We start from the raw sequence: 16301 nt of genomic DNA on the forward strand, positions 1-16301 counted from the left end.
ATCGCGGCAACCCTCATCGCCGCCTGAATGACTCACAACAGGTTGACAATCACCGGGCTACCCGCACGGGAGTAGCGGATCCGGAATCCGGATAGCGGATCCGGGGCCGGGCCGGGGCCAGGTCGGACAAGCCAGCCGCATCGCCCAGCCCTCAGGGGACGATGTTGACCATCTTGCCCGGCACCACGATGACCTTCCTGGGCGCCGCGCCACCGAGGTTCTCCTGCACCTTCGCGTCGGCCAGAGCCGCCGCCTCGACGTCGGCGGGCGAGGCGTCGGCGGGGACCGTGATGCGCGAGCGCACCTTGCCCTTGATCTGCACCGGGTACTCGACGGAGTCCTCGACCAGGTAGGACTCGTCGTGCTCGGGGAACGGCCCGTGGGCCAGCGACCCGGTGTGCCCGAGGCGCGACCACAGTTCCTCGGCCAGGTGCGGGGCGACCGGCGCCACCATGAGCACCAGCGGCTCGACGACCGAGCGTGGGGCGCCCGGCCCCTCGGTCGGGTACGTCTTGGTCAGGGTGTTGACGTACTCGATGAGCTTGGCGATCGCGGTGTTGTCGCGCAGGCCCGCGAAGTCGTCGCGGACCCCGGCGATGGTCTTGTGCAGCGCCTTGAGCACGTCCTCGCCCGGCGCGCCGCCCGCCCACTCGGTGTCGGTGACGCGGACCTCGCCGGTGTTCTCGTCGATCACCACGCGCCACAGCCGCTGCAGGAAGCGGTGCGCGCCCACGACGTCCTTGGTGGCCCAGGGCCGGGAGGTGTCGAGCGGGCCCATGGACATCTCGTACACACGCAGGGTGTCGGCGCCGTAGGAGTCGCAGATCTCGTCCGGGGAGACGGAGTTCTTGAGCGACTTGCCCATCTTCCCGTACTCCTGGGTGACCTCGATCTCGGCGGCGTCGGCGCCGGCGGAGGTGTCGGTCCAGTAGAACTTCCCGTCGCGCTCGGTCACCTCGGCCGCCGGCACGTAGACGCCACGGGCGTCGGTGTAGGCGAAGGCCTGGATGTAGCCCTGGTTGTACAGGCGTCGGTAGGGCTCCTCGCTGGTGACGTGGCCCAGGTCGAACAGCACCTTGTGCCAGAAGCGGGAGTAGAGCAGGTGCAGCACGGCGTGCTCGACGCCGCCCACGTAGAGGTCGACGCCGCCCGGGTCGTCCGCGCCGTGGGTCTCGGGCCGGGGCCCGGTCCAGTAGCGCTCGTTCTCCAGTGCGCACAGCTGCTCGGAGTTGGTGGGGTCGATGTAGCGCAGCTGGTACCAGCTCGAGCCGGCCCAGTTGGGCATGACGTTGGCGTCGCGGGTGTAGGTCTGCAGGCCGTCGCCCAGGTCGAGTTCGACGGTCATCCAGTCGGTGGCCTTGGCCAGCGGCGGGGAGGGCACGGAGTCGGCGTCGTCGGGGTCGAACGAGACGGGCTTGTAGTCCTCGACCTCGGGCAGCTCGACGGGCAGCATCTCGTCGGGCAGGGCGTGGGGCACGCCGTCGGAGTCGTAGACCACCGGGAACGGCTCGCCCCAGTAGCGCTGGCGGGCGAACAGCCAGTCGCGCAGCTTGTACTGGATGGTGCCCTCGCCGGTGCCCTGGCCCTCGAGCCAGTCGATGGTGGCGGCCTTTGCCTCGTCCACGGCCAGCCCGTCGAGCACCAGCCCGCCGGAGTTGGTGGAGTTCACGGCGACGCCGTCGCCGGTGAAGGCCTCGGCCTGCACGTCGATCCCGGCACCGTCCGCCGGCGCCACGACCTGCACGATGGGCAGGCCGAAGGCTCCTGCGAACTCGTGGTCGCGGGCGTCGTGGCCGGGCACGGCCATGATCGCGCCGGTGCCGTAGCCCATGAGCACGTAGTCGGCGACGAACACGGGGATCTGCTCGCCGTTGACCGGGTTGATGGCGTGGGCGCCGAGGAAGACGCCGGTCTTCTCCTTGTTCTCCTGGCGTTCCAGGTCGGTCTTCTGCGCTGCGCGCCGGCGGTACTCCATCACGGCCTCGGCGGGCGAGGAGTGGCCGCCGGTCCAGCGCTCGTCGAGCCCGCCCCCGGCGCCCGCACCGCCCGCACCGGCCGCGCCGGTCGCGCCGGTCGCGCCGGCCGCGCCGGTCTCCGGCCAGAACGGGCCGGCCAGCTCGTCGACCAGCGGGTGCTCGGGCGACAGGACCATGTAGGTGGCGCCGAAGAGAGTGTCGGGGCGGGTGGTGAACACCTCGATGGACTGGTCCGCCACGGCGAAGCGGACGCGGGCGCCCTGGGAGCGGCCGATCCAGTTGCGCTGCATGGACTTGACCTTGTCGGTCCAGTCGAGGCGGTCGAGATCGTCGACGAGCCGGTCGGCGTAGGCGGTGATCCGCATCATCCACTGGCTCAGGTTCTTGCGGAAGACGGGGAAGTTGCCTCGCTCGGAGCGGCCCTCGGCGGTGACCTCCTCGTTGGCCAGGACGGTGCCCAGCCCGGGGCACCAGTTGACTGTGGAGTCGGAGAGGTACACCAGCCGGTGGGCGTCGAGGACCTTCTCCTGCTCGGCGCGTGAGAGCTCGGCCCAGTCGCGGCCGGCGTGCACGCCCGGCAGGGGGCGGGAACCGGAGACGAACTGCTCGACCAGCTCGGCGATGGGCCGGGCGCGGCCGGTGCGGGTGGGGTGCTCGCCGCCGTCGATCGCGCGGGCGGGGGCCTCGGGGTCGTACCAGGAGCCGTGGATCTGCAGGAAGATCCACTGGGTCCAGCGGTAGAAGTCGGTGTCGGTGGTGGCGAACACGCGGCGGCGGTCGTGGCCCAGGCCGAGGCGGCCGAGCTGGCGCTCCATGTTGGCGATGTTGGCCTCGGTGGTCACGCGCGGGTGCTGACCGGTCTGGACGGCGTACTGCTCGGCGGGCAGGCCGAAGGCGTCGTAGCCCAGGGTGTGCAGGACGTTGGTGCCGAGCATGCGGTTGTAGCGGGCGAAGACGTCCGTGGCGATGTAGCCGAGCGGGTGGCCGACGTGCAGCCCGGCGCCCGACGGGTAGGGGAACATGTCCTGGACGAAGAGCTTGTCCTCGGGCGGGGCGGCGCCGTCCGGGTCGGCGAGGGGGCCGACGGGGTTCGGGGCCTCGAATGTGCCGCGCTCGGCCCATTCGGTCTGCCAGCGCGACTCGATCTCCCCGGCCAACCCGGCTCCGTAGCGGTGGGCCGGTCCGGTGTCGGACTGCGGTCCGGTCTCGGACTGCACGCCGGTGACGGTCTGGTCGCTGCTGCTCACGGTTGTCTGCTCTCCCTGGTATCGCCGGTGCCCACACGCAGGCGGTGTCCAGCCTAAACCCTGGGGCGGGTCGGGCCGCGTCAGCGTGTGGGCACCGCCCCGTCGGCCGAGGGCGGGGTTGATCAGCCCCTGGCGGCGCGACGCCCGGCGATGAGGGCGTCGAGGCTGTAGCGCCCGGTGCCGACCAGACCGAACACGGCGACGGCCAGGCCGATCACGGCGACGAGCTCCCAGCCACCGTCGGCGGCGTAGATGCCGGCGGTCTTGTGGACGTAGGCGTAGGCACCGACCATGACGACGACGACGAGGACGGCCACCGCCTGGGTGAGCAGACCCAGGACGAGCAGGATGCCGCCGACGAGTTCCACGGCACCGGCGAACGCGGCCGCGGCCTGGGCCGCGGGGACGCCGACCGACTCGAAGAAGGCGCCGGTGCCGTCCACGCCGTTGACGAAGAGCTTCTGCCCGCCGTGGACGATCAGCACGGCGCCCAGCAGGACACGGGCGAGGAGCAGGCCGATATCGCGGACGATCGCCGGCACGGGCAGCAGGCGGGTCTCGACGGGGGCCGGGGGCGCAGTGGCCGGCCGCGCGGCGGTGGTGGTGTCGGCGGTCGTGGTGGCGGTGTTGGCGGTCATGCGACTCCCTCAGTAGATGATGTGACACACATTCCTAACCGGGCCCTATGTGCTGTGTCAACTAACCGGGTACGCTGGGTGCATGGCTGAACAGGTTCCGGGTCAGGACGTGCGATGGTTGGACGACGAGGAAAAGGCCCTGTGGCGTGACTACCTCGCGATCCAGGGGCGCCTGCATCTGGAGATCCAGCGCGACCTCAAGACCTCGTCGAGCCTCACGGAGCCCGAGTTCGAGGTGCTGGTCTACCTCAGCGAGGCCGACGGTCCGCTGCGGATGACCGCGCTCGCCGACGCGTTGCAGTGGGAACGCAGCCGCCTGTCCCACCAGGTCACCCGGATGGTCAAGCGCGGACTCGTGGAGCGCACCAGCTGCCCCGACGACGGCCGCGGGGCGTTCGTTTCCACCACCGACGAGGGCATGGCCGAGATCGAGAAAGCCGCGCCCGATCACGTCGCCACGGTGCGGCGGGAGTTCCTCGACCGCCTCAGCGCGAAGGACAAGCGCGAACTCGCCCGGTTGCTCGCCCAGGTCCGGGGTCCCGGCGGGGCTGAGTCGAATCGGAGATCCGACGTCGCGGGCGTACCCTCGGTGGCGTGAACGCAGTGCTCGTGGTGGTCATGGTGCTCCTCGTGGGGCTCGCCCTCGTGCTCGCGGGCACGGGTGTCGCGGCGCTGGTCGGGAGACTGCCCGGCAACGGCGTGCTGGGCGTACGCACCCCGGAGACCCGCCGCTCCCCCGAGGCCTGGGAACTCGCCAACCGCGCCGCCGCACCCTCGTTCCTCGGCGCCGGTCTCGTGCTGCTGCTCGGTGCGCTCGCCCTGGGACTGATCGGCGGATGGGTCGGCGGCCTCGTCGTCGTCGTCTCCCTCGTCGCCTCCCTCGCCCTGCTCAGCGTCGCCGGCCTGGGCGGGGCACGCGCGGCGGCCAGGTGGGACGCCACATCCGGTGACCAGGGCGGCTGTGGCTGCGGCCCCGACGGCTGCGGCGGCCACTCCGCCGGCGCGACCGACCCCGCCGCCTCCGACGCCTCCACCTGCGGTGACGCGGGCTCCTCCACCGACGGCGCCGCCTCCTGCTCCCCCGCCGGCTCCACTCCCGGCGACCCCGCCGCGGACTGCGGCGTGACCGGCGGCTGCGGCACCTGCGTCCTGCAGGGCATGTGCGAGACGGAGAGCACGCGCCCCTGAACCGGCCACCGAGCAGGTCCCCGGCTCCTCCGGTGGCCGTCGGTCCGGTGGCCGACGCGCACGGTCGCCTCTACGGTCGAGAGGTCCACCCGTCTCACACCGCGAAGGAGAGCCTCATGGCCGACACCGCAGCCGCCGGGGACGTCGTCGACATCCTCACCGCCGACCACCGCGAGATGGTCGGCCTGCTCGAGATGATCGAGAACACCGCCGACGCCGAGGAACGCCGCTCGCTGGCCGACTCCGCCATCGCCGAGGTCGTGCGCCACTCCGTGGCCGAGGAACTGTTCGTCTACCCCGTCTACGAGCGCGAGGTCCCGGGCGGCACCGACGAGGTCGAACACGACAAGGAAGAGCACCAGGAACTCGAAGAGGTGATGAAGGAGCTCGAGGGCCTGGACGCCGGGAGCGCCGAGTTCATCGCCACCGTGAAGCGGTTCAAGGAACTCCTCGACCACCACGCCGACGACGAGGAGGCGGACCAGTTCCCCAAGATGCGGAAGCACATCTCCGCCGAGGACCTGGTCGACCTGGGCCGCAAGGTCGAGGCCGCCAAGAAGATCGCCCCCACCCGGCCGCACCCCGGCTCACCGCACTCCGAGCTGTTCCACATGACCCTGGGACCCGGCGTCGGCATGGTCGACCGCCTCCGCGACGCCCTGAGCGGGCGGGCCAAGAACACCTGACACCTCCGCTCCCGGCCCCGGCGACCACCCGCGCGGGGCCGGGCCGCGCGCTCTCAGCTGCTAGTTCGACAGGCTGACCAGCACGGCGACCAGGCCGCAGGTGGCCATCACGACGACCAACACCACCAGACCGACGTTGTGGTCCGCCCGAGTCTGCGGCACCTCGGCCCCGCGGACGAAGCGCCCGACCCGCCGCTCGTGGTGACGCTGCACCCGGAGCAGCGCCAGCAGCGGGACCACGGTGAGCAACGAGTACACCGACGCCCAGAACACCGACGTCTCCGCCACCAGCTTGGCGATGAGGATGATGTTCACGCCCACCACGGCCCACGTCCGCGCCCACGACAGGCTGGTGCGCTCGGCGGCCAATCCCGCGTCGGGCGGCACCGCCCGCGGTTCCACCCCGATCCGCCGCTGCCGGGGCGTGCTCATGCGAAGGTGCCGCCCAGGATCGCCACGATGAGCAGGACCGCGCCGATCGAGATCCCCAACACCAACAGGATGGATGCCTGCGGCATGGGCAGCGGCCGCTGGTGACGCATCGAGGCCTCGATCCGGATCCACCGCCGGAACGCCACGATCGCGAGGACCGCCGCCAGCACCAGCAGGATGCAGGCCAGCGGCGTGCGGACGATCTCGGGGATCTCGTCCCCAGCGAAGGCCTCCATCGCCACGGCGCCCGCCGTCAACCCGAGGCTGGTGCGGATCCAGGCCAGGAAGGTGCGCTCGTTGGCGAGCGTGAACCGGGGGTCCGGTTCCTCGCCGTCCCGCAACGCCCTGGGCCGCCACCCCTCCGGGGCCTGTCCGGTCTGTCCGGCCTGTCCGGCCTGTCCGGTCATCGCCTGCGCTCCGTCATGGTGCCGAGCCTATCGGTCGGCCCCCGCCGCCCTGGTGGTGGAATAGGCGGATGGGCATTCTGCGTCGTCTCCGGATCGAGCCGTTCATCCTGGCGATCCTGGCCGCGGTGGTGGTCGCCGCGTTCCTGCCCGCCACCGGTGGCGCGGCCGACGCGCTCGACTGGGTGACGACGATCGGCATCGCCGTGCTGTTCTTCCTCTACGGCGCGCGCCTCGAGCCCCGGGAACTGGTGGTCGGTCTCACGCACTGGCGGCTCCACTCGGTCGTGCTCGCCTCGACGTATCTCCTGTTCCCGCTCCTCGGCCTGCTCGGCCAGTGGCTCCTCACGCCCGTGCTCGGCGCCTCCCTGGCCGCCGGGTTCCTGTTCCTCACGCTGGTCCCGTCGACCGTCCAGTCGTCCATCACCTTCGTGGCGATCGCCCGCGGGCACGTCAGCGCGGCGGTGGTGTCGGCGTCGGTGTCCAACCTGCTGGGTGTCGTGATCACTCCCCTGCTGGTCTTCGCCCTGATGACCACCGACGGGTCCGTGGTCATCACGTGGGACTCGGTCGGCACGATCGCCCTGCAGCTGCTCCTGCCGTTCGTGGTGGGCCAGCTCCTGCGGACCTGGGTCCTGCCGGTCATCCGCAGGATCAAGCGGATCGCCCTGTTCGACAAGACCGTCATCGTGCTGGTGGTCTACGCGGCGTTCTCCGACGGGGTCGCCGACGGGATCTGGTCGACGATTGGCGCCGCCGAGCTGGCCTGGCTGATCGTCGCGTGCTGCGTGCTGCTCGCGGTGGTGCTGGGTCTGACCGAACTCGCCTCCCGGGCCCTGGGTTTCGAGGACCGGGACAAGCGCGTCGTGCAGTTCTGCGGGTCCAAGAAGTCGCTGGCCACGGGGTTGCCGATGGCGGCCGTGCTGTTCGTCGGCCAGCCGATCGGGCTCCTGGTCCTGCCGCTGATGCTGTTCCACCAGATCCAGTTGATCGTGTGCGCGTGGCTGGCCGGCCGGTACGGGCGGGCCGCAGACACTGGCACCGACACCGACCGCGGCGCGGGAGCGTAGGAGGCTCCGGGGGCGTGACGAGCCCGCCGCGGGTCACCGCGCCGGCGGCCTGTCCGTCCCCAGCTCCACCACTGCGGCGGGGTCGCCCAGGCGCGGACCGAGGACGACCAGGACGGCGAACACCGCAGCGGTGGTGAGCGCGAGACCGATCCACAGTGGGTGGAGGCGCGGGCCGCAGGCGCGCGCTATGAGGGCGCCGACCAGCGCCCCGGCTGTGTTGAACAGCAGGTCCGTGACGTCGGAGTGTCCCAGGGCGAGGACGTACTGGAGGACCTCGACCGTCGCGCTGATCGCCGATCCGGTGACGACGACGACGAGGACCGCCCTGGCCCGGCCCTCCAGCAGGATGTACAGGAGCACCCCGAGCGGCAAGAAGAAGGCCAGGTTGCCGAGCGCGTCGAACACCGGGCCGAACCAGGTCTGGGCGTCCCGGAACTGGGCGAACGGTACCCATTCGACCGAGCGGCCGCGCTGGGATTCCGGTCGCCACAGCAGCCCGATCACGAAGAAGGCCTTGAGCATGGTCAGCGCCACCACCACGGCGCCGTAGGCGACCACGGCGAGCGCGGCCCAGCCTCGGACCTTCGACTCTGACGGTTGCGTCACGGGCACAATCCTCACACGGGCCCCGGCAACGGAGGCGGTGCCAGGTCTGGCCGGGATCTCGGGCCCGGAGCGCCGTGGGCCCCGTCAGCCCCGGTGGGCATCGAGGAATGCCCGGAGTGCCGCGGCGACCTCGGCCGGGCGTTCCTCCGGCGCGAAGCGGCCACAGTTCTCGATGAGATGCAGTTCGCTGCCGGGGATCGCGGCGGAGTCGAAGCTCGCCGGGTCGCTGTGCGTGGACAGCAGCCAGTCGCGGAAGTGCGCCCGGTGTTCGGCGTCCGGCGTACGGGCCAGCTCGTCGAGCCCGTCGGCCATCTGTTGCCGGGTGCGCTCGGAGGGGTAGCTGTCGAAGCTCACCACGTCGATGAGGGTCAGGGAACGCACGCGCCCGGTCGACTGCACGCCGAAGCGTTGCGCGATCCCGCCGTCGATGTCGTGGGCCACCAGGTGGAACGTGTCGAGTCCCCACCCCCCAACAGTCCCTCCAGGACGGCGACCTGCCCGGTGATCGACGTGTCGACGTCGGGGTCCCGCGGCCGCTCCGACAGCCCGTATCCGAGGAGGTCGAAGGCGTGGACGCGGTACCCGGCCCCGGTGAGGACGGGAACCACGTCGCGCCGGATGTACGACGACGAGGGCGTTCCGTGACGAGGGCGTTCCGTGGAGAAAGACCACGGGTTCGCCCTCGCCGTGTACGCCGAACGAGATCCGGTGGCCGTCGATGACGGCGTGGCGGTCAACGATATGGCTCACCGGCACGGAGTCATCCCAGGTCGGAGACCATCCGCTTGGCCAGTTCCTCGGAGGACTGGGGGTTCTGACCCGTGTAGACGTTGCGGTCCACCACCACGTGCGTTCCCCACGGCTCGGCGGCCGAGGAGTACTCGGCGCCGAGCTCGACGAGCTTGTCCTCGAGCAGCCACGGCGCGTTCTCGGCCAGGCCGACCTGCTCCTCCTCGACGTTGGAGAACCCGGTCATCTTGTATCCCGCGAAGGGAGACGACCCCGCGTCATCGGTCGCCGCGAGGACGGCCGCCGGGGCGTGGCACAGCAGCGCAACGGGCTTCTCCGCGCGGACGCGTTCGGTGAGGATCGCGCCCGAGGTCGCGTCCGTGGCGAGATCTTCCATCGGGCCGTGGCCGCCCGGGTAGAACACGATGTCGAACTGGTTGTGATCGACGGAGGCCAGGTCGGCCGGCGAGTTCAGAACGGGCGCGAGCCGGTCGAGCGAGGCCTTGACCTTGTCGAGGGTCTCCGGGTCGCCGGCGCCTTCGCCGAGGCTTGCCTGGTCGACGGTGGGAGCACGCCCTCCAGGGGTCGCGACGGTGACGGACCAGCCAGCGTCGGTGAACACCTCGTACGGGGCCACGAACTCTTCGGCCCAGAAACCGGTGGGATGCTCCGACCCGTCCTTGAGGGTCCAATGGTCGGCTGCGGACATGATCATCAGAACGTTAGCCATACCGCGACAGTACGGATCTCGGGACAACTCGCAACTGGTCGCTCCATATCAGTGCGGGTCGCATTCGACTGTGATCCCGATCACTAATCAGTGTCTTTTCACAGATTCGCTATGTCACCGCGATTCACTTGCTGATCGCCGTTACCTGCGGGTTCGCTTCATTCTCCGGTTTTGGCGACATATCAGCAGGTCACAGGATTATTCGCCGGCCGGTCTCGTTAGTGAGGAAAACGTTGAGGCACCGCCGACACAGTCTTAATGTTCACGCCGCATGTGCTGAGGGGTTCAGCATCCGCCCGGACGAATGGCGCACGGGCATATGACTCAAGGAGGGGTGCCCATGCGTTCGACAAGCCCGCCACTCGCTCGCTCCATGTCGCTCATGGTTCTCGCCGGATTGGTCCTGCTCGGGTTCTCGGCAGGAGCGGGAGCGGCCTGGCTCTCCGGGGGGACGGCGACAGCCACAGCGGCTGGGCCGGTGGCGTCCTCGGTGCAGCAGTCCGGCCTCACATCAGCCGCACCCTCCACTACCTCGACGCAACCTTCGTCCTCCACCTCCTCGACCTCGACCGCGCCGGCAAGTAGCGAACGACTGCCTTCGCCGAAACGCGAGTCGTCGCCGGCCCGCCCGGCCGCCGCGCACGCGCCGGTCGCGCCAGCCCGGCCGCCGGCCGTCCGGGTGCCGGTGTTCCCCGCGCAGCCGGCCGCTCCGGCCCCGTACCGGCCCGCTCCGGCGCCCGCGCCAGCGCCTGCACCAGCGCCACCGGTCCCCGAAACCATCACCATCGACCTCGGCGGACGCGGGGAGATCATCCCCCAACCACCGATCGCGCCCAGACAACTCAATATCCCCTGACGCAGAACCAGTCAGGCCCATCCCACCAAGAGAAAGAGGATCACTCATGCTCGCAGCAGCCACCGCCATCTCCGGACTGATCATTTCCGCCCTGGCGTCTCTCGGCCCCATCGCAGCACCTGTGGTTGGCGCCGCGTTGGCAGCCGGCCCAGTCGCGACCGCTGGCACCGCAATCGCTGGCATCGCCGGCACTGGCGCTGCAGCAGGCGGTTCAGCCGCCCTGGGTGCAGGTGCGGGCGCCATCGGAGCCAGTCCCCACGCAGCAGTCGGAGTGCAGAACGGAGTCACCGATGCGCTCAACCAGGCGAAGGACGCCGCTGCCGGGTCCGTCAACAACCTGAACCTCCCGGGCGTTCCGCACATCTCGTTCAACTGAGTCGGTACGACAAGCGGTCAGCCGAATAGCGCAGGCTCCGCACCCCGCGTGGCTGATCATCTCGCCGCCCTCCCCCCGCGAATGTTGGGTCTGGGAGGGCGGCGGTGCTTCAATAACCCGATGACCAGCGTGACCTACTTCCAGCAGACCGACGCGGACCACCTGCGTCCCGCTGGCCGTGCGGAGCTGACCATCTCCCGCGTCTTCCCCGCCGAGCCGTCGTTCAACTCGCGGATGTACCGCGAGATCGGCGGCGACTGGAACTGGATCGATCGGTTGGAGTGGGCAGAGGGCGACTGGGCTTCGTACTGCTCCGACCCGTGCGTCAGCACGTTGCGAGCGACCCGGGGCGGCGAGGTCGTCGGGTTCGCCGAACTCCGCATGAGCCCCTGCGACGAGACCACCGGCCCAGTCTTCAACAACTCCGGCGGCGTCGGGGACGACGGCGTTGACGTGGAGATCGTCTACTTCGGCCTGCTCCCCCGATTCGCCGGCCGCGGCCTGGGCGGATGGTTCCTCTCCGAGGTCTGCCGCATCGCCTGGAACGTGCCCGGGTGCCGCCGGGTGTGGCTGCACACCTGCGACGACGACTCCCCCGCCGCCGTCCCCAACTACCTCTCCCGCGGGTTCGTCGAATACGCCCGCGCGGACACCGGCTGCGCTACCTGCTCCGCCTGATTCAACGGCCGGCGTGACCCAACGGCCGAGCTCGACTCACTGCTCGGGAAGGCGGCTCAGCGCCCGCCCGCTCATCCGGGAGACCAGCTTCTCGGACACCTCGCCGAACGCCTGCAGCTCGTCGTCGCCGAATCCTTCGAACAACCACTCGGCGAGTCCGACGCGCGCGGTCACCACCTCATCCACGATCCGGCGTGACTTCTCCGTCAGGTTGACCAGCCGCACCCGCCGGTCGTCCGGCGGCATCGTGCGCTCGACGTGCCCGCTGGCCACGAGGCCGTCCACCAGCGCGGTCACCTGGCGCGGCGAGCAGTCGAGATACGTGGCGAGTTCCACCTGCTTGCACTCGCCCTGCAGACCCAGGACGAACAACAGCTCGAGCCGCGGCACCGTCAGGTCGTAGTTCGCCGCCGCGCGCGCGATCGATCCCGACATCTGCTCCGCCAACATCAGAGCGCGGTCGAGAATCTCACTCGAAGATAGTGCCACGTGTATATAGTTACCACTATTCACGGTTTCATCCCCGCCAGACCCGGCGGGCGACCAGCCCCAGGAGACACCATGGACGTCACCATCCCGGCAGGCTTCGACTTCACCGACCCTGACCTGTTCGAGAAGCGGCTCCCCCACGACGAGTGGCGCCAGCTCCGGCAGTCCGAACCGATCCACCGCGTCGACAAGCGCGCGGGCTCCGACGGGTTCGACGACGACCACTACTGGCTGGTCACCAAACACGCCGACGTCAAAGAGATCTCGCGCCTGACCGGGGAGGTGTTCTCCGCCGGCGAGAACACCATGATCCCGCGGTTCGCCGAGGGAACCGACCGATCGATCATCGAGGCCCAGCGGTCGATGCTCGTCAACGAGGACGGCGAGATCCACAAGAAGCACCGGCGGATCATCTCCCGCGGGTTCACCCCCCGGGGCGTGGCCGGGATGCGCGACGAGCTCGCCGACCGGGCACGCAAGATCGTCACCGCCGCCGCCGAGTCGAACGCCGACGACTTCGTCACCGCCATCGCCTCCGAGTTGCCGCTCCAGGCGATCGCCGACCTGCTGGGTGTGCCGCAGGAGGACCGCCACAAGATCTTCGAGTGGTCCAACATCATGACCAGCTACGACGCCGGCGGCGACCCCGACGCTCCCGCCATCGCGTCCATGGAGCTCATCGGGTACGCGAACGCCATGGCCGAGGACCGCGCCGCCAACCCGCGCGACGACATCGTGACCAAGCTCGTCCAGGCCGACGTCGACGGCGAACATCTCTCCGCCGAGGAGTTCGGTTGGTTCGTCACCCTCCTGGCCGTGGCCGGCAACGAGACCACCCGCAACGCCACCACCCACGGCATGGTCGCCATGCTCGAGCACCCCGAGCAGTGGGAACTGTTCAAGCGCGAGCGGCCCGAGACCGCCTACGACGAGATCCTGCGGTGGGCCTCGCCGATCACCCAGTTCCAGCGCACCGCCATGGAGGACACCGAGATCGGAGGCGTGTCGATCGCGAAGGGCGACCGCGTCCTGATCTGCTACGGCTCCGCGAACTTCGACGAGGAGGTCTTCGACGACCCCTTCAGCTTCAACATCCTGCGCGATCCGAACCCCCACGTCACCTTCGGCGGCCAGGGCCCGCACTACTGCCTCGGCGCCAACCTCGCGAAGATGCAGCTCGAGCTGATCTTCAACGCCGTCGCCGACTACTTCCCGGATCTGACCGCGCTCGGCGACCCCACGCGGCTCCGGTCGGGGTGGCTCAACGGCCTGACCGAGTGGAAGGTCGACCTGGGTAAGTGCCCGGTGGTCCACTGAGCGGCAGGCGGGGCTGGCAGGCTCACACCAGCAGGGTCTGCAGCAGCATGTAGGTCGCGGTCCCCAGCACGATGCTCGCCGCGGCCCGTCGAAACGCCAGGTGCACAGCCAGAGTGAGCCCCAACGCGACGGCCGCCGGCACCCACGAGCCGAGCTCGGTGGTCGTGTCCCGCAGGGTGTAGACCACCAGCACGACCATCACGCCAGCGGGCATCGTGCGGCCCAGATAGCGGACGACGCCGGAATCGCGCAGCCGGGTCAGCGCCAGGAACGGTGCGGCCCGCAGCGCGAGCGTCACGAGGAACATCACGCCCAGCCCGGCGAGCAGGTAGGCGGTCCCGGGCACCGCGGCGGTCACGCGGCATCCCGTCCGGTACGCACGGCCCAGACGTAGCGCAGCAACAGCACTACGACGAACGCGCACAGGCCCACGATGAGCATCTGCCCGGGCGCGACCACCGCTGCGACCAGGCCGCAGATCAGGCCGATCACCGGCGCCGGCAGGTCTCCCGAGGACCGCCACGCGTCCACCGCCAGCACGGCGAACAGGGCGGTCAGCGCGAACTGCAGCCCGTCCAGTCCTTCCGGCAGCGCGGATCCCACGAGCGCTCCGACGATGCCCGGCACCACCCACAGCGACTGGCAGGTGATCGCGATGGTCATCGTCCGGGCACCGGTCATCTCCACGCGCCGCTTGGTGGCGGTGATCGCGTACACCTCGTCGGTGAGGGCGTAGACGGCGTAGAGCCGGCCGAGCCGCGAGCGGATGGCCTCGATCGGGAAGCTCAGCCCGTAGAAGACGTGTCGGAAGTTCACCAGGAACGCCGCGGCGGCCAGCGAATACAGGGGAGTGACCGCGGTGAGCAGGCCGATCGCGAGGAACTCCATGGAGCCGGCGTAGATGACGATCGAGAACACCGGCGCCCACCACCAGTCGAACCCCGCCTGCGTCATCAGCACCCCGAACGCCAGACCGAGCGGGACGAGTCCCAGGCCGACGGTCGAGCAGTCGGCAAGACCCTTGCGGATCTCTGCGCTGGTGGAGGGGGCGTGCGGCACGCCGGGCAGTCTAGCCAGCCACGATTTGGCATCACCCCCGTCGGAGCCCTTCCGCCCTCGCGCCCGTCGGCGCAGACTCTGAGCATGAGCGCACACCAGCCCGGGACCCCGCCCGCCCCCACCGTGTGGCACTGCTTCAGGTGCTCGGACGCGCGCGCCGTCATCGACTGGTTGGTCGAGGCCCTGGGATTCGTCGAGACCGTCTCCCATGCCGAGGACGGCCGCATCGTGCACGCCGAACTGCTGTGGCCCGAGGGTGGCGGCATCATGCTCGGTGACCAACGGCCGGGGCCGGATGATCCCCATGCGATGCCGCCGGGAACCGGGTTGGCCTATGTGGTCACCGCCGACGCGGATGTCGTCTACGAGCGCGCCCGGGCGGCGGGCGCCGAGATCGTCATGGAGCTCCACGACACCGACTACGGGGATCACACCTTTCCCGCCCGCGACCCGGAGGGCAACGTGTGGTCGGTGGGGCAGTACCGAGGCGAACCCCTGCCGGCCGGGACGTCCTGACCAGCGGCCGTCGGGGCAGGCCCGGCCCGCGGCCAGCCCCTCGTCAGACCCGCACGACGTCTGCGCGCGGCACCAGCGGGATCGCCACCGCGGCGACCACCGCCGCGCCCGCGAACACCGGCCAGTAGCCGACCGCCTCGATCACCGCGGCGACCAGGGGAGTGGACGCCGCGATCGCCACGAACTGCGCGGTGTTCTGCACGCCCAGCGCGCGCCCGCTCCACCGCGGGCCGGCGTATTCGGCGACGGCGGTGAACGCCAGGCCGTTGTCGGACACCGAGAGCACGGTCGCGACCACGCCGAGCGTCACGGCGATCACCCCGGGGGCTCCCAGCGCCTCGGCCACAGCGAGGGCCGCCAGGCCGCCGGTGACCGAGATCGCCACAGCGCGAAGGGGTCTCATCCGCGATCCGACCCGGTCGGACACCGCCCCGGCCACGATCCTGGCGACCGCCCCGAGCACCTGACTCACCGTCACCACGATTCCCGCGGAGACCGCCGACCAGCCGTGCCCCAGCACGAGCCACGCCAGCAGGAACGCCTGCAGCATGCCCTGCGGCAGGACGAGGAGCACCGACGCGCCGTGCACCCGGGCCAGGTAGTCCGAGCCGCGGTACGGCGACCCGTCCGCCGGGGGACGGGTCGCTGACGCCGTGCCGGTCACCGTGGGAACCGCGGCGCTCGGCGCCGACGGGGGAGCAGCCAGGTGGCCAGGCGGGTCGGTGACGACGACGAGGGCCGCGACCGCCGAGACCACGGCCATGACCAGGGGTACCGCGAAGGCCGCGGCCAATCCGTACGACTGCGCGAGGAGCGGCAAGGTCATGGCCGCGACCGCGGATCCGGCAGGCTGCGACATCTGCCGGACTCCCATGGCGAGCCCGCGCCGGTGGGCCGGGAACCAGCTGACGACCAGCCGCCCGCTCGCGGAGTTCCCCGAGGCGGTGAAGGCGCCGGTGACCAGCAACAGGATCGCCAGCAACGTGAACGAGTCGACGAACAGTGCGGCTGCCAGGGCGAGCGCGGCACCGACCGAGCCGGAGACCAGGACCAGCTTCTCGCTCGTCCGGTCGACGAGCCAACCCCACGCGATCAGCGCCGTGGCCATCCCCACCAGCGGCATCGCGACCAGCACCCCGGCCCGCGAGAGTGACAGCCCTTCGACGGTCGTGAGGTGGGGGAGCAGGAAGCCCACGCCGACGACAAACGCCGAGCCCGACGCCGCGACGAACGTGGCGACCGCCAGCACCAGCCAGTGCCGCGGGGTCACCGCGGTCGACTCATGCTTCACCGTCTCCATCTGC

General features: G+C 70.5%; 20 protein-coding genes. 8 read left to right on the forward strand and 12 right to left on the reverse strand.

Annotated features, from left to right (window positions below; translation table 11 throughout):
* Positions 1-151: 151 nt before the first annotated feature.
* Both NR111_RS08945 and NR111_RS08950 read right to left on the reverse strand, forming a co-directional pair.
* Complete coding sequence (locus NR111_RS08945) at positions 152-3223, reverse strand: leucine--tRNA ligase (RefSeq protein ID WP_256820617.1); 3072 nt, start codon at positions 3221-3223, stop codon at positions 152-154.
* 122 nt (positions 3224-3345) lie between these two features.
* On the reverse strand, positions 3346-3861 hold the full coding sequence (locus NR111_RS08950; protein WP_206473921.1) for a DoxX family protein: 516 nt from the start codon (positions 3859-3861) through the stop codon (positions 3346-3348).
* 82 nt (positions 3862-3943) lie between these two features.
* Between NR111_RS08950 and NR111_RS08955 the strand changes: the two genes are divergently transcribed.
* From NR111_RS08955 to NR111_RS08965, 3 genes are all read left to right on the forward strand, one after another.
* Positions 3944-4459 (forward strand): MarR family winged helix-turn-helix transcriptional regulator, encoded by a 516-nt coding sequence (locus NR111_RS08955; RefSeq protein WP_096906394.1) that lies wholly within the window; start codon positions 3944-3946, stop codon positions 4457-4459.
* Complete coding sequence (locus tag NR111_RS08960; protein WP_256820618.1) at positions 4456-5049, forward strand: SdpI family protein; 594 nt, start codon at positions 4456-4458, stop codon at positions 5047-5049. The genes NR111_RS08955 and NR111_RS08960 overlap by 4 nt, the downstream gene beginning before the upstream one ends.
* Before the next feature lie 116 nt (positions 5050-5165).
* A complete protein-coding gene (locus tag NR111_RS08965; RefSeq protein ID WP_159147710.1) occupies positions 5166-5735 on the forward strand; it encodes a hemerythrin domain-containing protein in 570 nt (189 codons plus the stop codon).
* Between the two features lie 60 nt (positions 5736-5795).
* On the opposite strand, the gene NR111_RS08970 is transcribed toward NR111_RS08965, so the two are convergent.
* Positions 5796-6167, reverse strand: a complete 372-nt coding sequence (locus NR111_RS08970) for a hypothetical protein (protein WP_256820619.1) — start codon at positions 6165-6167, stop codon at positions 5796-5798.
* Positions 6164-6574 (reverse strand): YidH family protein, encoded by a 411-nt coding sequence (locus NR111_RS08975; RefSeq protein ID WP_154831006.1) that lies wholly within the window; start codon positions 6572-6574, stop codon positions 6164-6166. The genes NR111_RS08970 and NR111_RS08975 overlap by 4 nt, the downstream gene beginning before the upstream one ends.
* Positions 6575-6642: 68 nt before the next feature.
* Between NR111_RS08975 and NR111_RS08980 the strand changes: the two genes are divergently transcribed.
* A complete protein-coding gene (locus NR111_RS08980) occupies positions 6643-7641 on the forward strand; it encodes a bile acid:sodium symporter family protein (protein ID WP_154831007.1) in 999 nt (332 codons plus the stop codon).
* A 33-nt stretch (positions 7642-7674) separates the two neighbouring features.
* On the opposite strand, the gene NR111_RS08985 is transcribed toward NR111_RS08980, so the two are convergent.
* The 4 genes from NR111_RS08985 to NR111_RS08995 form a co-directional block, all read right to left on the reverse strand.
* Positions 7675-8247 (reverse strand): VanZ family protein, encoded by a 573-nt coding sequence (locus tag NR111_RS08985; RefSeq protein WP_256820620.1) that lies wholly within the window; start codon positions 8245-8247, stop codon positions 7675-7677.
* Between the two features lie 84 nt (positions 8248-8331).
* Entirely contained in the window at positions 8332-8688 is a 357-nt protein-coding gene (locus tag NR111_RS08990; RefSeq protein ID WP_206473916.1) for an alpha/beta fold hydrolase, read from the reverse strand.
* On the reverse strand, positions 8616-8855 hold the full coding sequence (locus tag NR111_RS18825) for a hypothetical protein (RefSeq protein WP_244294415.1): 240 nt from the start codon (positions 8853-8855) through the stop codon (positions 8616-8618). Before NR111_RS18825 ends, NR111_RS08990 begins: the two co-directional genes overlap by 73 nt.
* 152 nt (positions 8856-9007) lie before the next feature.
* Positions 9008-9706, reverse strand: coding sequence for a type 1 glutamine amidotransferase domain-containing protein (locus NR111_RS08995; RefSeq protein WP_154831009.1), 699 nt, complete (start codon positions 9704-9706; stop codon positions 9008-9010).
* Between the two features lie 902 nt (positions 9707-10608).
* Here NR111_RS08995 and NR111_RS09000 point away from each other — a divergent pair.
* Positions 10609-10938 (forward strand): hypothetical protein, encoded by a 330-nt coding sequence (locus NR111_RS09000; RefSeq protein ID WP_163376692.1) that lies wholly within the window; start codon positions 10609-10611, stop codon positions 10936-10938.
* Positions 10939-11058: 120 nt separating this feature from the next.
* Positions 11059-11616, forward strand: coding sequence for a GNAT family N-acetyltransferase (locus tag NR111_RS09005; protein ID WP_096906401.1), 558 nt, complete (start codon positions 11059-11061; stop codon positions 11614-11616).
* 36 nt (positions 11617-11652) lie between these two features.
* On the opposite strand, the gene NR111_RS09010 is transcribed toward NR111_RS09005, so the two are convergent.
* A complete protein-coding gene (locus NR111_RS09010; protein ID WP_244294417.1) occupies positions 11653-12105 on the reverse strand; it encodes a MarR family winged helix-turn-helix transcriptional regulator in 453 nt (150 codons plus the stop codon).
* A 72-nt stretch (positions 12106-12177) separates the two neighbouring features.
* Here NR111_RS09010 and NR111_RS09015 point away from each other — a divergent pair, with 72 nt between their 5' ends.
* Entirely contained in the window at positions 12178-13422 is a 1245-nt protein-coding gene (locus tag NR111_RS09015; RefSeq protein WP_154831011.1) for a cytochrome P450, read from the forward strand.
* A 22-nt stretch (positions 13423-13444) separates the two neighbouring features.
* Here NR111_RS09015 and NR111_RS09020 read toward each other — a convergent pair whose 3' ends face one another.
* A complete protein-coding gene (locus tag NR111_RS09020; RefSeq protein WP_067720244.1) occupies positions 13445-13729 on the reverse strand; it encodes a branched-chain amino acid transporter permease in 285 nt (94 codons plus the stop codon).
* 47 nt (positions 13730-13776) lie between these two features.
* Positions 13777-14481 (reverse strand): AzlC family ABC transporter permease, encoded by a 705-nt coding sequence (locus NR111_RS09025; protein ID WP_256820621.1) that lies wholly within the window; start codon positions 14479-14481, stop codon positions 13777-13779.
* Between the two features lie 84 nt (positions 14482-14565).
* On the opposite strand from NR111_RS09025, the gene NR111_RS09030 reads away from it, so the two are divergent.
* Positions 14566-14997, forward strand: a complete 432-nt coding sequence (locus tag NR111_RS09030; RefSeq protein ID WP_256820622.1) for a VOC family protein — start codon at positions 14566-14568, stop codon at positions 14995-14997.
* A 43-nt stretch (positions 14998-15040) separates the two neighbouring features.
* Here NR111_RS09030 and NR111_RS09035 read toward each other — a convergent pair whose 3' ends face one another.
* Positions 15041-16297, reverse strand: a complete 1257-nt coding sequence (locus NR111_RS09035) for an MFS transporter (RefSeq protein ID WP_256820623.1) — start codon at positions 16295-16297, stop codon at positions 15041-15043.
* Between the last annotated feature and the right edge of the window lie 4 nt (positions 16298-16301).

It is taken from the genome of Dietzia sp. Die43 (assembly GCF_024519835.1).
Lineage (GTDB): Bacteria > Actinomycetota > Actinomycetes > Mycobacteriales > Mycobacteriaceae > Dietzia > Dietzia kunjamensis.